The sequence below is a fragment of the Nitrospirota bacterium genome (assembly GCA_040755395.1).
Taxonomy (GTDB): Bacteria; Nitrospirota; Nitrospiria; order Nitrospirales; family Nitrospiraceae; genus DATLZU01.
On sequence record JBFMAX010000002.1, the window covers coordinates 357,858 to 374,644 of the forward strand.

Consider the following 16,787-nt stretch of genomic DNA (forward strand, 5'->3'; position numbering starts at 1 on the left):
CACGGACATGGTTCGCGCGGTCGGCCGATCGTTCATTGTCGGAATGCTGACGATCGCGACCCTCGCGGCGGCGGAAGAGCAACCGCCGGTCGAGGAAGTGCTGAACGGTCCCGTTCCGACCACGGTGCTGGTGCGGGTCGTCGCGCACGGCTCCCTCGTCTTGGGGCGCGAGGTGGGCGGCGCGCGCGTCACCATCACGGACGTCGCGACGGGCCGGATTCTCGTGACCGGCGTGCAACAGGGCGAAGCCGGCGATCAGAATCAGATCATGCGGACGCCGCGCCTCATGGAAGAGCCTCGGTACAGTTCCCGGCCGTCGGCCTCCTTCAGCGCGACCCTCGACCTGGACCGGCCGACCCTGGTGGAAATTTCGGCGGAGGGGCCGCTCGCCTACCCGGCCGCCGCCCAGCGCGCCAGCAAGACCGTCCTCCTGATTCCCGGGCACGATCTCACCAACGACGGGATCGTGCTGCATCTCTACGGGTACATCGTGCAGATCGAATCGCCGACTCCCGGCGAGCCGCTGATCGCCAAGGAAGACGTGACGTTGCGGGCGTCGATCCGCACCCTGTCGGGAGCGCCGGTGCGCCCGCACGGCGACTGGGATTCGCGCAAGATGCATATTTACGGCGAGGTCTTGATCGGCGACCGGGTCGTCGAACGGCTCCAACTGTTCCACGTCGGCCTCAAGAGCAGTTTCGAGGCGCCGTTTTTCGTGCCACTTCCGACAGACGCGCCGGACGGCATCACGCTCCGCGTCATCGCGGCCGACCCTTCGTCCGGCAACTTCGGCATGGGGCAGGCCAAGTACCCGGTGCTGTCGGAACGGCTCAGACCGAACGTCAAGAAGTGATTGAGTGACTGGTGATTGAGTGATTGGGGACCGAGAACCCTGATGAACAATCACTCAATTACCGAATCACTGAATCACTCGGCCGCGAGGCTACGATGGATCCCAAACAAAAACAATTCTCTATCTGGTATCTCATTATCGCGCTCTGGGCGTTGATGTTGTTCCAATTTTTCGTCACGCCCTTCTTCAATCCCGCCGAAATCCCCTATAGCGAGTTCAAAGCCGCGGTCGCCGACGGGAAGGTCGCCGAAGTCGCCGTGTCGTCGAGCATGATCCACGGCCGGATGAAGGACGGCAAGCTCTTCGACACGGTGCGGGTCGAGGATCCCGATCTCATCAGGGATCTGCAGCAGCACGGAGTCAAGTTCACCGGCGTCATCGAAAGCACCTTCTGGCGGGATCTGCTGTCCTGGGTCGTGCCGATCGCGCTGTTTTTCGGGGTGTGGTGGTTCATTTTCCGCCGCATGAGCCAGAGCCAGGGGTTCATGACGGTCGGCCGCAGCAAGGCCAAGATCTATATGGAGAAGGACGTCAAGGTGTCCTTCTCCGATGTGGCCGGGGTGGACGAAGCCAAGCAGGAACTGCAGGAGGTCATCGAGTTCCTCAAGACGCCGGAGAAATTCCGCCGGCTGGGCGGCAAGATTCCGAAGGGTATTCTGCTCGTCGGCCCGCCCGGGACCGGCAAAACGCTGTTGGCCAAAGCCGTCGCGGGCGAAGCGGGCGTGCCGTTCTTCTCCATCAGCGGTTCGGAATTCGTCGAGATGTTCGTCGGCGTGGGCGCCGCGCGCGTCCGCGATCTGTTCGAGCAGGCCAAGCAGAAAGCGCCCTGCATCATCTTCATCGACGAGCTGGATGCGCTGGGCAAGGCCCGCGGCATCGGGCCGATGGCGCACGAGGAGCGGGAACAGACGCTCAACCAGCTTCTGGTCGAGATGGACGGATTCGATCCGCGGGTGGGCGTGATTCTCATGGCGGCGACCAACCGGCCGGAAATCCTCGATCCCGCCCTGCTGCGCGCCGGCCGGTTCGATCGGCAGGTCTTGGTCGACCGTCCGGACAAAGCCGGGCGGCTGGCCATTCTGAAGGTGCATGCGCGGAACATTCCCCTGGCGAACGAGGCCGATCTGGAGGTGATCGCGGCCATGACGGCCGGCTTTGTGGGAGCCGACCTGGCGAACATCCTCAATGAAGCGGCCTTGCTCGCCGTCCGGCGCGGGAAGGACACGGTCAGTCTTTCGGAACTCCAGGAGGCGGTGGAGCGCGTGATCGCCGGGTTGGAGAAGAAGAACCGCGTCCTGAACCGCATGGAGAAAGAGCGCGTTGCGCACCACGAGGTCGGCCATGCGCTCGTCGCCCTGTCCATCCCCGGCGCCGACGCCGTGCAGAAGATTTCGATCATTCCGCGCGGCATCGCCGCACTGGGGTATACCCTGCAACTGCCGACCGAGGACCGCTTCCTGATGACCAAGACCGAACTCAAGAACAAGATCGCGGTGTTGTTGGGCGGCCGCGCCGCCGAGGAACTCGTCTATCACGAGGTTTCGACCGGCGCGCAGGACGACCTGCTCAAAGCGACCGACATCGCCAAAAGCATGGTCAAGGCCTACGGCATGAGCGAGAAGCTGGGGCAGGTGAGCTTCGAGCGGGATCGGCAGCCTCTGTTCCTTCAGACGGGGCAGGCCTCCGCGCCCGGCGATTACAGCGAGGAAACGGCCCGCGAAATCGACTGCGAGATCCGCCAGATCATCGACGAACAGTATGAACGAGCCCGCGCGATTCTGAAAAGCAAGGAAGACGTGCTGCGCGAAGCCGCGGAGGTGCTGCTCGGCAAGGAAACGATCACGGGCGAGGAGCTGCAAGCGATCATCGCCAAGCGGGAGGCGGCGACGAGAACCCGTTCGTGATCCGATGCGTTGGCTGTGCGGAACGCCGGAAAGATGAAGGGCGATGGTTTACCGCGTTGATTATCACATCGTGAGGAGCAGGGTGGTCCTGGCGGCTCAGCGCTCCGGCTCGGGACCCGAGGCCAACCGGGCGGCTCGGCTGCGGAACTTGCTGGACTCCGCGCTGGCGCACAAGTCCAGCTTCGGACGACCCCGGCCGCCTCACCGACTCGGCGGCGCGCACAAGCGTGATGCTCCTTATTCGTCGCATCGTGCGCCCTCGCCGTCCGCCTGCGGCGGACCGCCGCCCGGTCGCCCTCGGGAAACCTTCCGAGCCTCCGCGCGATTCGCGACCCAGGCCCACGCTGCTGCTCGCCGCCGTCTTAGGCGTGCGCATTTCCGGCATCTCCGCTGGTGGCAACGAACGTTCACGCGTTTCTGGGTAGTCAACACGGTAAACAAAGGCCATGAAGGCTCGGATAACGGTTAGAAGAGGTTGTGGCGATGCGGCTGAAAATCGGGTTTGCGCGAACAATACCGGCGATCGGCAAAATGGCCGAAATTGGTCTCACAGGCCCGGCGGCTGTCGGACTCGGATTCAGCCGATGGTTTACACGCGTCTTGGCCGGCGTGGTCTTCGTGACGGTCGCCGTGGTTCTTCAGGGACAGGCCCCGGCGCAGCACGGGCGGCTGCCGAACGTCACGGAATATCTGGACCAGCTCGAGCGTCCGGAGCGCGACCAGTACCAGAAACCGGCCGAGGTCATCCTGGCACTGGGGCTCAAACCGGGCATGATCGTCGCCGATTTAGGGTCAGGCTCGGGCTACTTTACCCGGCGATTCGTCGAAGCTGTGACGGAGACCGGGAAGGTGTACGCAATCGATGTGGAACCGGAAGCCTTGAAGCACGTCAAAGACAGCGTCGAGCACATGCACATCCCTTACACGGCCGAGTTTGTCCAGGCGCAGCCGGATAATCCCAAGCTGCCGTTCGAGTCGGTCGACCTGATCTTCCTGTGCAACGTCTACCACCACCTGGAAAACCGGACGACCTACTTTACCAACGTGAAATCCGCGCTGAAACCCGGCGGGCGGATCGCAATCATCGACTTCTATCACGACGAACGGTCCGGCGATCTGGGGTTCTCCAAAACGCATTTGGTCCCTCGCGAGACCGTGTTGGACGAGATGACCAAAGCCGGCTATCGCCTCCTGCGCGAGCACAGCTTCCTGCCGAAGCAGTATTTCTTGGAGTTCGCGCCCGTCTCTTAGTCCGCAGTCAGCGAGTCAGGTCCGGCACGGGAACGGAAACCCGGGGTTCGCGTCGGTGAAGATCCGGCGTGTCGGGCGACGGCATTCGATCTTCCTCCGACCTTCCGGCCAACAGCATGTAGACGGCGGGGACGACGAAGAGGGTCAGCAGCGTCGAGACGGCCAGTCCGCCGATGACGACGATCCCGATCTGGCGGCGGCCTTCGGCGCCGGCGCCGAACGCCAGGGCCAACGGAACGGCGCCGAGAATCGTCGCGACGGTGGTCATCAGAATCGGCCGCAGGCGCAACGCCGCGGCTTCGATGACGGCCGCAACGACGTCGCGGCCGCGCGTCCGCAACTGATTGGCGAATTCCACGATCAGGATCGAGTTCTTGCTCACGAGCCCGATCAGCATCACCAGGCCGATCTGGCTGTAGATATTCAGTGTGCCGCCGGTCAGCTTCAGCGCCAGGAGCGCGCCCATCACGGCGGGCGGAACGGCCAGCAAAATCGTGAAGGGATGCACGTAACTGTCGAATTGCGCCGCGAGCACGAGATAGATCACGAGCAGGGCGAGCGCGAAGGTCGCGGCCAGCCCGCTCCCCGCCTCCTTCAGTTCCTTCGACTCGCCGGCGTAGCTGATCCGCATGCCGGGCGGCAGCACCTCTTTCGCCAGACGATCCAGATAATCGAGCGCCTCCCCGAGGGTGAACCCGTCCGCCAACCCGGCGCTGAGCGTGACCGCGCGCATCTTGTCGTAATGGCGCAAGGCCTGGGGAGCGGTGTGCTCCCGGACGTCCACCAGATTGTCGAGCGGAATCAGCGCCTGGTCGTTGCCGCGCACGTGAAGCGCGCCGATGTCGGACGGCTTGCCGCGTCGCCGATCGTCGACCTTCACGATGACGTTGTAGGCCCGACCGTCGCGGACGAAGGTGGTCACCGGCCGGCCGCCCAGCAACGACTCCAGCGTACGGCCGATGGCGGACACGGACACCCCGAGATCGGCGGCCTTCGCCCGGCGCACCTCCACCGCGACGTGGGGCTTGTCGAGAACGAGGTCCGTGTCCAGGTCGATGAGACCGGGATGGGCGGCGGCTCTTTGCACGAGGAGGCCGGCTGTTCGCTTCAGGTCCTCGTAGGAGGTCCCGCCGATGACGAACTGCACCGGCGTCCGGTTGGCCGATTGGTTCATCGGCGGGGGATCGATGAGATACGCCTTGACCCCGCCCAGTTCCGCCAGCCGCGGAGTCAGCGCGGCCGTGATCTCGCGCTGCGCGCGGCTGCGCTCGTCCCAGTCGATAAGCGACGCCCAACTCGCCGCGCGATTGACGACCGTCGGCCGGCCGCCCCGTCCGACCACGGTGTAGGTGGTCGCGATCTCCGGCACGGTCGCGTACAAGTCCTCGAGCCGGCGGGCATACGTGTCGGTCTGGCGGATCGTCGCTCCTTCGGATGCGAGCAGGTGGACGACGAACCAGCCGGTGTCTTCCAGCGGGGCCAGCTCGGAGGGCAACCTCATGAACAGCAGGAGTCCGGCGACCGCCGAGCCCAGCGCCGCCGCCAGCACGACCGACTTGGTCCGGAGCGCCGCCGCCAGCGCACGCCGATAGCCGGCGCTCACCGCCGCGAGGGCGGTCTCGGCCGCCCGATGCAGCCAGCCCCGGCGGGAGGCGGGCGTCAGCATCGTGGCGCACAGCATCGGGGTCAGCGTCAGCGCGATGAAGCCGGACAACAACACGGAGCCGGCGACGGCGATCGCCAGTTCGGCGAACAGGCGGCCGACCATGCCGGTCAAAAACGCCACCGGCACGAACACCGCCACCAATGACAGCGTGGTGGCCACGACGGCGAAGCCGATTTCCCGGCTGCCGTCGATCGCCGCGCGCACGGACGGGACGCCGCGCACCAGGCGACGATGAATGTTTTCCAGCATGATGATGGCGTCATCCACGACCAGCCCGACCGCGAGGACCAGGCCCAACAAGGTGAGCACGTTCAACGAACTTCCAGCCGCGTAGAGCACCGTGAGCCCGCCCACGAGCGAGGCGGGAATCGCCACGGCCGGAATCAGGGTCGCGCGGGCGCTGCCGAGAAACAGAAAGATCACCAGGATGACCAGCCCCAAGGCCCAGCCCAGCGCGTGATGGACTTCGCGAATGGATCGTTCGATGGCGACGGAGCTGTCGAAGGCGACCCGCAACGCCATGCCTTCCGGCAGCGTCTCGATCACACGGAGCAGCTCGCGCTTCACCGCCCGGGCGACCTCGAGGGTGTTGGCCTTCGACTGTTTGACCACCCCCAAGCCCACCGCCGGCTTGCCGTTGACCCGGACCAGTTTCCGATCGTCTTCGGCGCCGAGCTCGACGCGACCGACGTCCCGGAGCCGCACGGGGTAGCCGTCCCGGTAGGCCATGATCAGATCGTTGAACTGCTCCGGGGTGTGCAGCATGCCGCGGGTGGACACCCCGTATTCGAGCCGATCGCTCTCGATCCGGCCGGACGGAAGGGTGACGTTCTGGTTCCGCAGACCTTCCTCCACGTCCTCCACGGTGAGTTGACGCGCGGCCAGACGGTCGGGGTCCAGCCAGACGCGCATGGCATAGCGCCGTTCCCCGTCGAGATACACGGTTGACACGCCCGGCAGGACGGCCAGGCGACTCTTGATCGCTCGCTCCGCGGTCTCGGTGATGTCCAGTTCGGAATGCCGGTCGCTCGACAAGGCCAGCCACAGAATTTCGTCCGCGTCGGCGTCTTCCTTGACGACGATCGGTTCCTCGATGTCCCGGGGGAGCTGGCGCCGCGCGCGGGAGACACGATCCCGCACGTCGTTGGCGGCGGCGTCGAGGTCCCGGCCCAAGTCGAATTCCAAAGTGACGCTCGACATCTCTTCACGGCTGTTGGACGTCAGGGTCTTGAGCCCCTCGATGCCGCTCAGGGCGTCTTCCAGCACGGTGGTGACGTTGGTTTCCACCAACTCGGCGTCGGCGCCGGAATAGATCGTCCGTACCGACACGATCGGCGGCTCGATCGCCGGATATTCCCGCAGCGAGAGCCGGTGAAAGGAGAGGATCCCGAAGACGACCAGCAGGAGGGTCATCACCGTCGCGAAAACAGGCCGGCGGATGCAGAGTTCGGACAGTCTCATGGAAGAGCGTGAAACGTGATCCGTTCAGCGTTCACGGCGAAGCTCTCGGTCGGAAGATGACGTGGTGTCTCCGGTTCACGAGTCACGGTGAACGGTGAACGACCTCGCCGGCGATTCGCAGGCCGTCCTTGAGCTTGTGATGCCCGGCCCGCACGACCACGTCGCCGCGATCGAGGCCGCTCCGGACGTGCACCAGCGTGCCTGCTCGGGCGCCCAACGTCACCTCGGTCCGCCGCGCGACGCGGTCGATGACGCGGTACACGAAGGATTTGTCCCCCTGGAACACGACCGCTTCCTCGGGGATCAGCAGCGCGTCGTCCCGCCGGGTGAGGATCACCGTGACCCTGGCGAACAGGCCGGGGCGTAATTTGCCGTCCGGATTGGGCACGCGCGCGCGGACGTGGAGAGCCCGATTCACGGCTTCCACGCGCGGATCGACCGCGTAGATCTCGCCGGAAAACGTTTCTCCCGGATAGGCGTCGGTCTCGACGGTCACCGGTTGGCCGACGAAGAGCGCGCGGAGAAAGGTCTCCGGCACCTTGAAGTCGATTTTCAGCGTGCGGAGATCCTCCAGGTTGACCAGATCCTGCCCCGGCCGGACATAATCCCCGGGCGAGACGCGACGGAGCCCGAGGGTGCCGGCGAACGGCGCGCGCAGCTTGGTTTTCTTCAGCCGTTCGGCGAAGGCGACGGTGTTGGCCTCCGCTGCCTGGAGGGCGCTGCGGGCCTCGTCGAGTTGTTGCGGCGGGACGATGGTGCTCGGGTTGCGGTTCAGGCGCTGCAATCGTTCGTAGGTCGATCGCGCGATCCGTTCCTGCGCGGCGGCCTGAGCCGTCTGCGCCCGGAGCTCCGCGTCGTCCAATTCGATCAGCACGGCGCCTTGGTCCACGGCCTGGCCCTCCTGAAAGGAGATCTGCGTCACCAGACCGGGCAGCTCCGGGCGGATCAGCACCGATTCGTTGGCTTCCAGCGTGCCCACGGCGGTCGCCGTCTCAGTCACCGGCCCCACCGCGACGGGGACGAGTTCCACCGGCACGGCCGGCTCCGGAGATACCGTCGCATCGGTCGGCTGGCTGGTGACGCGTTCTCCCAGTCGCGTGATGAACAATCCGGTCGCGACGAGGAGGATGACGAGGGCCGTTATCCCGACACGGCGTTGCGCAGGCAGTCGCATCATGGATGAAGAAGCTCCTCGAAGAATCCGAAGACCCGTACCCGGACCGGCCGGCGGTCCGCACACGTCCCCCACCTTACCGAAAATCCGTGCCGAAATCACCCGGCGGGAATCGTGACCGGCTCGCGCGGGTCCGCCCCCCTCACCCTCCCACTCCAAGGGGGAGAAGGTCAAGATGAGTGGATGAGCGCGCTAGTCTGGCTCGGCCGATGAGCGGGCCGCATCTTCTGCCGCAAACGGGCCCGTCGTTTCAGCCACCACATGCGGAGGGCGGTGACGTACAGCAGGAGCGGCGCGAATCCGGCGACGCACACGATCCAGCGCCCGATCAAGCCGAGAGCCTCGCCGTTGTGCAGTGGGAAGAGCCAGGCGATGAAGGTCTCTCCAGCCGTGAAACGACGCCAATCGCGGACCCGCACGACGTCGCCGGTCCACGCATTGATCCATACGTGGCTCTGTCCGCCGGTTATTCGCACCTCGCCCGGCTGCCGCAACCCCACCTGATACAAACCTGTATGCCGGTCTCGATCCGGGAAGCCGATCCACTTCAGTTCGGCGTCCGGGAAAACTTCGCGGGCGACGGCGACGGCCCGTTCGACCGAAATCGGGTCGGCCGCCGCGATCGGCTCGACCCGAAGGTCTTTCGACGCGTCCTGAACGGGAGAGAACAACCTGACGAGCGCGATCACGTAGTCGGGAAAGGCAAGGTAGACGCCCGTGAAGGCCAGGATGAACAGCACGACCGCGCTGGACAATCCGCCGAGCTTGTGCAGGTCGTAGTGCCGCCGGATGGCGCTTCCGCCCGGCGTCATCTTGAACGCCTCCCGTACCCGACCCCGCCTCGGCCACCACAGGTACAGGCCGGTGCCGACCGACAGGAGGAGGAACACGGCGCCGAACCCGACGATCGTTTCGCCGAGTTCGTCCAAGAGCAAGGATTCGTGCAGCTCATAGATGAATGACACGAACGTTCCGCCCCATTCGCGCCCGGAACTGCGCACCTCCGCGGTGTAGGGATCGACCCGCACCTCGATCCAGCGGAACTTATCAGGTGCGCCGGTCGGGAGTTTGTACCAGGCGAGAAAGGTGTCCCGCTCGTGCTCGGGCAGGCGCAGGCTGTCGGGGCCCGTCCACTCGGGATGGGCCGCCCGCACGGCGGCGAGGATCTCCCCAAGGGGGCGGTACGGCCCTCGGCCCGTTGCGGTCACTTGCCCGGGATTGAGCCACTCGTCGATCGCTTTATAGAAGACCAGGATACTGCCGGTGAGACTCAGGAGGACGAAGAGGCCGCCCAGGATGAGCCCGACATAGAGATGCGCGTTGAGCCACAGCTTCCGCAGCGCATGGGAATGGACCGTCCGCCGGGATGAGGCCGCGTCCGCGAGGACGGCGGCGGAGTCTTGTTCGAGGGGAGAAGAAGATTCGGCCATGGCTCGACCTCGACGACCGGCTCTGGGGTCGAGCCCTCTGGCCTTTGGAGTTGGTCACGATCCTAGCGCAAGCGGAATGCGGTTTTCAATCCAGATCGAGCCGAGGAGGCTTCCCGCGGATGCTCGTCAAGGGAATCGTGCGGACGCGACGGCAGCGCTTGCATTTGATCTCGATGCCGGTCGCACACCAGCGCGCGAGGAGTCGCCCGCATTCGCAGCGGATGTCGTCGCTTGAACGCTCCTCGGCTTCCTCGGATTCGCTCGATGCGCTCATGGTGCCGTCCAATCCCGCTCACGACATCGCGGTCATTTGAATGCGATGCGCGTGATCCCGTTTGCCGGCACCTCGACCTCGCCGAACTCGGACCGGCCTCTGAAGCTGCCGGCGATCGCGAGCGGGAACTCGCCGCGTTTCCCGTCGATGAGGGTGATCGTGAGCACCGGCAACGCGCCGTTTCCCGACGGGGCGACCGATACAGAGAAGGAGGGCAGCCGACCTCCGGACAGACCACTCTATCAATAGAGGACGAATGAGCACGCCGAAACCTCACCTCCCCTCCGCTTTTTACTTTTGAAGACGAAACGCGCAGGCCTGCGGCGACCTACGTCGTCCGGATGGAAATACCGGAGGCCTTTAACGCCCCGCTACCGGTATTTTCATGCTGGAGGATGTATCGAGGGCTCATAGGGTCTGTTGAGGAATCGGGACGGGACAGCCTAGATACTCGGCATGGAGAAGGGAACGTTCAAATTCCAGATGACGGCGGGGCGTGGGTTTGAGTATGGTGAGGGCCGTTCTTCCTCCTGAGCGGGTGTGGGTCCTGTCCGAAGACCGAACATGGCCTTTTCCTGCAGGGGGCTGTAGAGTTGGTTGGATTCGATGTCTTTCGACTTCTTGTGAGGTGACACGATGACGACGCATTGGGTTCGGGCGTTCGCAGTTGGGCTGATGCTGTGTGGGCTGGGATGCGCCCGGACCGTCACCGTGGAGGTCCATGGGAAAGGCGAGACGCCGATTCCCCCGCACGTCACCTATGCGGTGTTTCCCGCCGTGGAAGTGGAGAAAGATCCGGCGTTTGCCGCCTATGCTCGGCTCGTCGCCAAGAAAATGAACGAACAGGGATATAAAGAAACGGAGTCCCGAACGGCGAAGCTGGCGGTGTATCTCGCCTACGGTATGAGCGAATCCTCGCCCGGGACCATGTCCCGAGGATCGTCGTCCACGATGGGAACCCCGGGCGGAATAGGCACCGGCGGCGGAACCTACGGCACGAGCGTCGCTTCATCCGACCCGAGCACGGTCAGACAGTACACCGGTCAGGTGGTGGTCGTGATCGGCGATTTGCCGAAGTCCCGCGAGGCCGGGTCGCTGGTGGAACTCTGGAGAGGGAACGCGACGGCCACCGGTCTCACCAAGGATCTGCCGGGGCTGATGCCGCTGCTGGTCGAGGCGGCCTTTCGGCATTTCGGCCAAACGACCGCCGGCACGGTGCAGCACACCTTCGGCGAGGAGGAGATCAAGAAGCTGCGGGGGACTCCCTAGCCCGCCTCCCCTCCTCATCGCAGCGCTGACCGCTGATCGCCGCTCCGCATCGCATCCGTCCCACGTTTCCCGCGAGTCGCGCTTGTCCCGCCCGTCTCGCTTCTTCAAGAAAACTCCGGCTCGATCGAGCCGAAGACGGTCAGGGCTCGCCGTGGTTTCTTTTTTGGGGAGTCCATGCGCGCAGGGCGTTTGTCTTGACGCCCGCGCGTGCGTGCTCTAGAGTATTACCGCGTCATATCGCGAGACGAGGCAAGAGCACGATGCGGAAGACCAAGCCCATCACAATTTCGTTGCCGGCCGACATCCTCCGCGAGACGGAACGGATTGCGCGGGAAGAAGTACGCACGAGAACCGACGTGATTCGCGACGCGTTGAATCAGTATGTGGCCTCTCGCCGGTGGCGGCGTCTTCGTCAATGGGGCGCACAAACCGCCGAACGATTGGGGCTGAACACGGAAGAAGACCTCCAGCGCCTGCTCGAGCGCGTTCAACCCAAAAGAGGAAAAGCGCGGGCGTGATTCGCATCGTGGCCGACACGAACGTCTATGCGTCGGCGATCGTGTTTGGCGGAACCTGCGAAGAAATCCTCGCGCTCGCCCGCTCCGGCCTTGTAGAAATCTTTATCTCGCCGGCCATCATACGTGAATTGCGCCGCGTCCTGTTTATGGGCTTTCACTGGACCGACCATCAAGTGCGGGAAGCCGTGGCAGAGGTCACCGCGTTGACCTCGCTCGTTCGCCCCAAAAGGCCGTCCGGCATTTCGGCGGCAATTCGGCAATGGCGTCTTGCAGGATTCTCCATTCCTGCTTCGCCGCCAGTTCGCGGTCCGGAGGCGGGGTCGCGGCGACCAAGTCAGCCGACGGCGCTCCGGCATACCGTCGCCGAAATCGGGTTCGGGAACGCAGATGATCGATCGCCAAGTTGTCGGCGATCTGAAACAGAAAGGCCCGCACATTCCGGACGGACTCCAGCCGCCCGAGCCCGGTCAGGCGCAGGTAGGTTTCCTGTGTCAGATCGGCCGCGGTGTGCTCGCACCGCACGCGTTTGGCAAAAAACCGGTGCAGGTCCGGCGCGCAGGCTTGAAAGAGTTGAAGCAGGTCGCCGTGGATCAAGGCATGCTCCGACAAATCCGAACGCCGGATGGATTCGACGCCGAAGAACAAGCCTACACGACCTGCGGCGGATGGAGAATGTTCAATCGCCGGGTCAGTCGCCGGCGGATGATTCACTTCACGCTTCGGGAATAACAGGGCGAGTTTCACTCCGTGCGCCGTCACCACCGGTATGCGACGGTGCCCACGACGGTGCGGCGCTCGCCGAAGACGCAGAAGTTGGTGCCGCCGCGATCGAAGCAGGAGAAGGCGTCATGATTGAAGATATTGGTGATGTTCAGCGCGATGCGGTAGTTGCGCCAGACGTAGTCGACCACTGCGTCGCCGACCACGAAACTCGGCACCCTGAACGTGTTGGCGACATCGGAATAGGTGTGCCCCGTGTACCTCGCGCCGCCGCCGATGCCCAACCCTTTCCAGGTTCCGTCCGGCACCGTATATTTCGCCCACACTGAACCGAATTGCGCCGGCGTCTGGGTCAGCCGCTTGCCGATTTCCCTCGGATCGGCGCTCTTCAGCACTTCGTTGTCGAGCAGCGTATAGGTCGCGATCAGGTCCAGCCCGTTGTCGAAGCTGGCGAGGCCTTCCAATTCCAGACCGCGTGACCGCGCCTTGCCCCGCTGCACCTGGAAGAACGTCCCCGGATCGACCTGCACGTAGTTCTCCCTCGTGAGATCGAACAGGGCGGCGGTCAGAAAGCTCCGTGAGCCTTTGGGCTGATACTTGAGTCCGGCTTCATATTGCCGGCCGGTTTCCGGCGTAAACGGCTGTCCCGTGGGACTCAATCCGATCGACGGCAGAAAGAACGTCGAATAGCTGATGTACGGCGCCAGGCCGATGTCGAACAGATAGGTCAAGGCGGCGCGACCGGTGGCCTTGCGGTCGTGCTGGCGCAGGCTCGCCGAGGGTGTCATGTTGTCCCGCGTGTCGTTGGTCGCCCAATCGTGGCGGCCGCCGACCGTCAACAGCAGACGGTCGTAGAGCTTGACTTGGTCCTGGAGGTAGATGCCCGTCTGCAGTTGGGTGACGTGTTGATCCAAGAACACGGACGGGAGCGTGAACGGAGCCCCATAATCGAAGCGGTTGAAAATGTCGATGCTGGAGGCGGCGGCGAAGGTCTGCCGCAACTTCACCGTGATCCGCCAGAAGTCCACGCCTCCCAAGACCGCGTGCTGGAGCGGACCCGTTGAGAACCTCCCGTGCACCTGGTTGTCCACGGTCAAGGCATTGAGCTTGCCCAGCGATCCGAAGGCTCCTCTCCCGATCGTCCGCTTGTCCGCGGCGAACGTGTTGCTGAAGACGTTCATGAGGTCCAACTCGGTCATGGTGTAGCGGAGCTTTTGGACGAAATCCCAATCGGGCGCCAGGCGGTGTTCCAAGATGTAGCCGACCGCGGACTCCGTTCGGTTCTCCTTGTCAATGTCGGGAAAGCCGGTGAACCGGGCCGGTGAGACCCTCCCGTGGGGATTCGTGCGGAGCGTACCCTCGGCCGGCAAGGCCTGAGAGGACCGGAGCTGATCTTTCTGGAAATGCGCCAGCAAGGTGATCTGGGTGCTCGCCGCCGCCCGCCACGTGACCGCCGGCGCGATGTACACCCGATCGAACGGGACCTGGTCGATCTGCGTGCCGCTTTCCCGGAACAAGCCGGTGAGGCGGTATGAAAATGCGTCGCTGTCCGTGAGCCGGCCGCCGAAATCCAGACGCCCTTCGTTTCGTCCGAAGCTGCCGGACAGAAATTGCAGCTCGTGGAACGATTCCCGGGTTGGGCGCTTGGTGATGTAGTTGAGCAATCCACCGGGGCTCCCCTGCCCATAGAGAAACGACGCCGGCCCGCGCAGCACTTCGATCCGTTCGGCGCCGTAGGGCTCGAGGTTGTAACTGACGGCAAAGCCCGGGTTGCGAAGTTGCAATCCATCCCGGAACAGCCCGTTGGTGGTGGCATCGAACCCGCGGAATCGCAGAAAGGTGAAGCGAGGCTCGAAGCCGAAGGGCTCCGCCTGCACGCCGGCGGTGTACCGCAGCGCTTCGGCGATGGTATTGACCTCCTGGGCGGTCATCCGATCGCGCGTAATCACCGTGATCGACTGCGGTGTCTCGACCAGGGGCGTCGCGCTTTTTGTGGCCGAGGTCGCGTCCTCGGTCACATAGCCTTTGTCTTGAACCTCCTTGACGACGATCTCCGGAACCTTCACCGGCTTTTGGCCGTCCTGTGCGTTGGGCGGCGTGCCCTCGGGCGTCGCCGGCGGTTTTGGGATCTGCGCGGCCGGCGCCGGCGGTGTCGGCGGTGCGGCGCGCTCCAGCGTGACGGTTCCTTCGCTGGTGACGCGATAGGTCAAGCCGGTGCCGGCCAGCAGCAGGCGCAACGCCTCCTCGCGCGTGTGGACCCCCGACACGCCGTGAGTCTGCACCCCGCGCGTCATGTCCGCGTCGTAGAACAACTCCAGTCCGGCGACGTCGGAGAATTGAAGCAGCGCGGAGGACAAGGGCTGCGCCGGAATGTCGAATACCCTCTCCCCTCTTGCAGATGATTCCTGAGCGAGCAGCATCTCGCTCGACAGTCCGAACCAGCCGATCAACGCGACGAGCATCGCTGCGACGAGGCCGCCGCGTCCTTGTCTAGACCGTGGCTCGGAAGCGTCTCCCCTCCCTGATTCGCTCGACATACGTGTGACCTCCCTTCCGGTGAAGAGCCGAAACCGGTCGCCTCGGGAACGCGCCGCTTCGGTCTCAGTGGGGAAGACGACTGTCGAGGGCGGGAGGTCTAGTGGAAAGGCGCTGCTGGTACAAAAGAACCAGTCGATCGGTCAGCCGGACCGCGCGGATCGGCAAGGTCTCTTCAATCGTGCGTAACGCCCTGTCGGGGTGTGTCGTGTCGAAAACGCCGGTGACGGAAACCGACTGCAACGCCGGATCGGGAAGGAGAATATATCCCCTACTGTAGCGGCTCAACTCATGCAGGACTTCCGCGAGCGGTTGATTGTCGAAGACGAGCCGGCCTCGGCGCCAGGCGACGACACGATCGGCGTCTACCTCGCGAACCGGGCCGATGGCGCCGTCAGGGCCGTAGGTCGTCTGCTGCCCGCTGGAGAGACGGGTCGGCGGGCTCTGCCCGGCGGAGATCAGCACCTGATGCTGAAGGACGGTCACGGTGACACGGTCGTCCTCGGCTCGCACATTGAAAGCCGTGCCCAGCGCCCGCGTGACGCCGGCCGCCGCCGCCACCTCGAACGGGCGGGACGAATCGGGAGCAACCGTAAACATCGCCTCGCCTTCGTGCAGCGTAATGCGGCGAGCCTCATCGGAGAACATCACGGAGACGGCGGTGCCGGTGTTCATCTCCATGACGGACCCGTCGGCCAGCGGCACCGTCCGATGCTCGCCGACGGCGGTGCGATAATCCGCGGACCAATGCAGCGTCTCCGCCAGCCACCCTGCGCCGACCGTAGCCGCCGCCAGACTGGCGGCGAGCGCGGCGACACGGAGCTGACGACGGCGCCGTCGCGAGGAATGTCGGGCGTCTCCCGACGCGCCCGCTCGTTTCTCGATCGCCTGCTCGATCTCGCACACATCTTCGGGTGCGAGCGCGTCCAATCCGTTCCAGAATGCCGCCAGATTCGCATAGGCGGCGGCATGCGTCGGCGCGGCGGCCAGCCACGCTTCAAATCGCTCGCGGTCCGAAACAGGTGTCTCGTGGTCCTGCAGACGAACCACCCACTCGATGGCTTCAGTGGTCGCGTCACCGCGGCGATCATGTTGCGCTCGTGCGTTCATCAGGTCCCTGATCGTGTACGACGTTTCAACGTCGGTTCGCCTCCAGTCACACCCGCACGCCTCAGGTCGACGCCTCGTCGATCCGGCGCTTACAGTGTGCCAGGGCCTTGATCATGTGCTTGACCACCGTGCTTCGCGCGATGCCCAACCGCACCGAGACTTCGGCATAGCTCAGGTGCTTGAACTTGTGCAGGATGAAGACCTCGCGGCATTTGGGCGGCAGCTCGGCGATGGCCTGCTTCAAAATTTCCACTTGTTGCTTGGTGAAGATTTGCGTCTCAGCAGAGGGACGGGCGTCCGGGATGTCGTCCCGGATCTCCTCGTCGGAGAGATGGTCGCCACGGTGCTGCCGGCGGCGGAGATGATCGGTGGCCAGGTTCGCGGCGATTCGGAAGAGCCAGGCGCGAGGATTCTCAATGGCCACGGCCGGCGCGCTTTGCATCAGGCGCAGGAAGGTATCCTGCAGCACATCCGACGCCGTCTCGGGACATTTCAGCCGGCGGAGGAGGAACTGCCGAATGTCGTGCGCATGGGGTTGAAAACGCTCCGCCCACTCGCGTTGGGTCACGGCTAGCCCCGTCTTCTGGATTGAACTCGATCCCATCGGTCGCGCCGCCTATGC

General features: G+C 64.5%; 15 protein-coding genes and 1 pseudogene. 7 read left to right on the top strand and 9 right to left on the bottom strand.

Features of this window, described 5'->3' with window-relative positions:
- The first annotated feature begins 7 nt into the window (after nucleotides 1-7).
- The 3 genes from AB1555_05695 (at nucleotide 8) to AB1555_05705 (ending at nucleotide 4,008) form a co-directional block, all read left to right on the top strand.
- On the top strand, nucleotides 8-853 hold the full coding sequence (locus AB1555_05695) for a hypothetical protein (protein MEW6246190.1): 846 nt from the start codon (nucleotides 8-10) through the stop codon (nucleotides 851-853).
- A gap of 95 nt (nucleotides 854-948) precedes the next feature.
- Complete coding sequence (gene ftsH, locus AB1555_05700; protein MEW6246191.1) at nucleotides 949-2,757, top strand: ATP-dependent zinc metalloprotease FtsH; 1,809 nt, start codon at nucleotides 949-951, stop codon at nucleotides 2,755-2,757.
- A 483-nt stretch (nucleotides 2,758-3,240) separates the two neighbouring features.
- Nucleotides 3,241-4,008: a methyltransferase domain-containing protein gene (locus tag AB1555_05705; protein ID MEW6246192.1), complete on the top strand. Its 768-nt coding sequence runs from the start codon at nucleotides 3,241-3,243 to the stop codon at nucleotides 4,006-4,008.
- Nucleotides 4,009-4,015: 7 nt separating this feature from the next.
- Here the strand turns inward: AB1555_05705 and AB1555_05710 are convergent, their stop codons facing one another.
- From AB1555_05710 to AB1555_05730, 5 genes are all read right to left on the bottom strand, one after another.
- Complete coding sequence (locus AB1555_05710; protein ID MEW6246193.1) at nucleotides 4,016-7,135, bottom strand: efflux RND transporter permease subunit; 3,120 nt, start codon at nucleotides 7,133-7,135, stop codon at nucleotides 4,016-4,018.
- 82 nt (nucleotides 7,136-7,217) lie between these two features.
- Complete coding sequence (locus tag AB1555_05715; GenBank protein MEW6246194.1) at nucleotides 7,218-8,312, bottom strand: efflux RND transporter periplasmic adaptor subunit; 1,095 nt, start codon at nucleotides 8,310-8,312, stop codon at nucleotides 7,218-7,220.
- A 167-nt stretch (nucleotides 8,313-8,479) separates the two neighbouring features.
- The gene (locus AB1555_05720) at nucleotides 8,480-9,739 is read right to left on the bottom strand and encodes a PepSY-associated TM helix domain-containing protein (GenBank protein MEW6246195.1); all 1,260 of its coding nucleotides are present in this window, start codon (nucleotides 9,737-9,739) and stop codon (nucleotides 8,480-8,482) included.
- 85 nt (nucleotides 9,740-9,824) lie between these two features.
- Nucleotides 9,825-10,013, bottom strand: a complete 189-nt coding sequence (locus AB1555_05725; protein ID MEW6246196.1) for a hypothetical protein — start codon at nucleotides 10,011-10,013, stop codon at nucleotides 9,825-9,827.
- Between the two features lie 32 nt (nucleotides 10,014-10,045).
- Nucleotides 10,046-10,180 carry a hypothetical protein gene (locus AB1555_05730; GenBank protein MEW6246197.1) on the bottom strand — a complete coding sequence of 45 codons (135 nt, stop codon included), beginning with the start codon at nucleotides 10,178-10,180 and terminating at the stop codon, nucleotides 10,046-10,048.
- Nucleotides 10,181-10,649: 469 nt separating this feature from the next.
- On the opposite strand from AB1555_05730, the gene AB1555_05735 reads away from it, so the two are divergent.
- The 3 genes and pseudogenes from AB1555_05735 (at nucleotide 10,650) to AB1555_05745 (ending at nucleotide 11,985) form a co-directional block, all read left to right on the top strand.
- Nucleotides 10,650-11,282, top strand: coding sequence for a DUF4136 domain-containing protein (locus AB1555_05735; protein MEW6246198.1), 633 nt, complete (start codon nucleotides 10,650-10,652; stop codon nucleotides 11,280-11,282).
- A 260-nt stretch (nucleotides 11,283-11,542) separates the two neighbouring features.
- Entirely contained in the window at nucleotides 11,543-11,800 is a 258-nt protein-coding gene (locus AB1555_05740; GenBank protein ID MEW6246199.1) for a ribbon-helix-helix protein, CopG family, read from the top strand.
- Nucleotides 11,698-11,985: pseudogene (locus tag AB1555_05745) on the top strand (PIN domain-containing protein). The gene AB1555_05740 and the pseudogene AB1555_05745 overlap by 103 nt, the downstream one beginning before the upstream one ends.
- Nucleotides 11,986-11,995: 10 nt before the next feature.
- Here the strand turns inward: AB1555_05745 and AB1555_05750 are convergent.
- Entirely contained in the window at nucleotides 11,996-12,394 is a 399-nt protein-coding gene (locus AB1555_05750) for an RNA polymerase sigma factor (GenBank protein ID MEW6246200.1), read from the bottom strand.
- A 3-nt stretch (nucleotides 12,395-12,397) separates the two neighbouring features.
- Here AB1555_05750 and AB1555_05755 point away from each other — a divergent pair, with 3 nt between their 5' ends.
- A complete protein-coding gene (locus AB1555_05755; protein MEW6246201.1) occupies nucleotides 12,398-12,529 on the top strand; it encodes a hypothetical protein in 132 nt (43 codons plus the stop codon).
- Nucleotides 12,530-12,555: 26 nt separating this feature from the next.
- Here AB1555_05755 and AB1555_05760 read toward each other — a convergent pair whose 3' ends face one another.
- The 3 genes from AB1555_05760 to AB1555_05770 form a co-directional block, all read right to left on the bottom strand.
- The gene (locus AB1555_05760; protein MEW6246202.1) at nucleotides 12,556-15,057 is read right to left on the bottom strand and encodes a TonB-dependent siderophore receptor; all 2,502 of its coding nucleotides are present in this window, start codon (nucleotides 15,055-15,057) and stop codon (nucleotides 12,556-12,558) included.
- A gap of 64 nt (nucleotides 15,058-15,121) precedes the next feature.
- Nucleotides 15,122-16,165 (bottom strand): FecR family protein, encoded by a 1,044-nt coding sequence (locus tag AB1555_05765; protein ID MEW6246203.1) that lies wholly within the window; start codon nucleotides 16,163-16,165, stop codon nucleotides 15,122-15,124.
- A gap of 61 nt (nucleotides 16,166-16,226) precedes the next feature.
- On the bottom strand, nucleotides 16,227-16,769 hold the full coding sequence (locus AB1555_05770) for an RNA polymerase sigma factor (GenBank protein MEW6246204.1): 543 nt from the start codon (nucleotides 16,767-16,769) through the stop codon (nucleotides 16,227-16,229).
- Nucleotides 16,770-16,787: the final 18 nt, after the last annotated feature.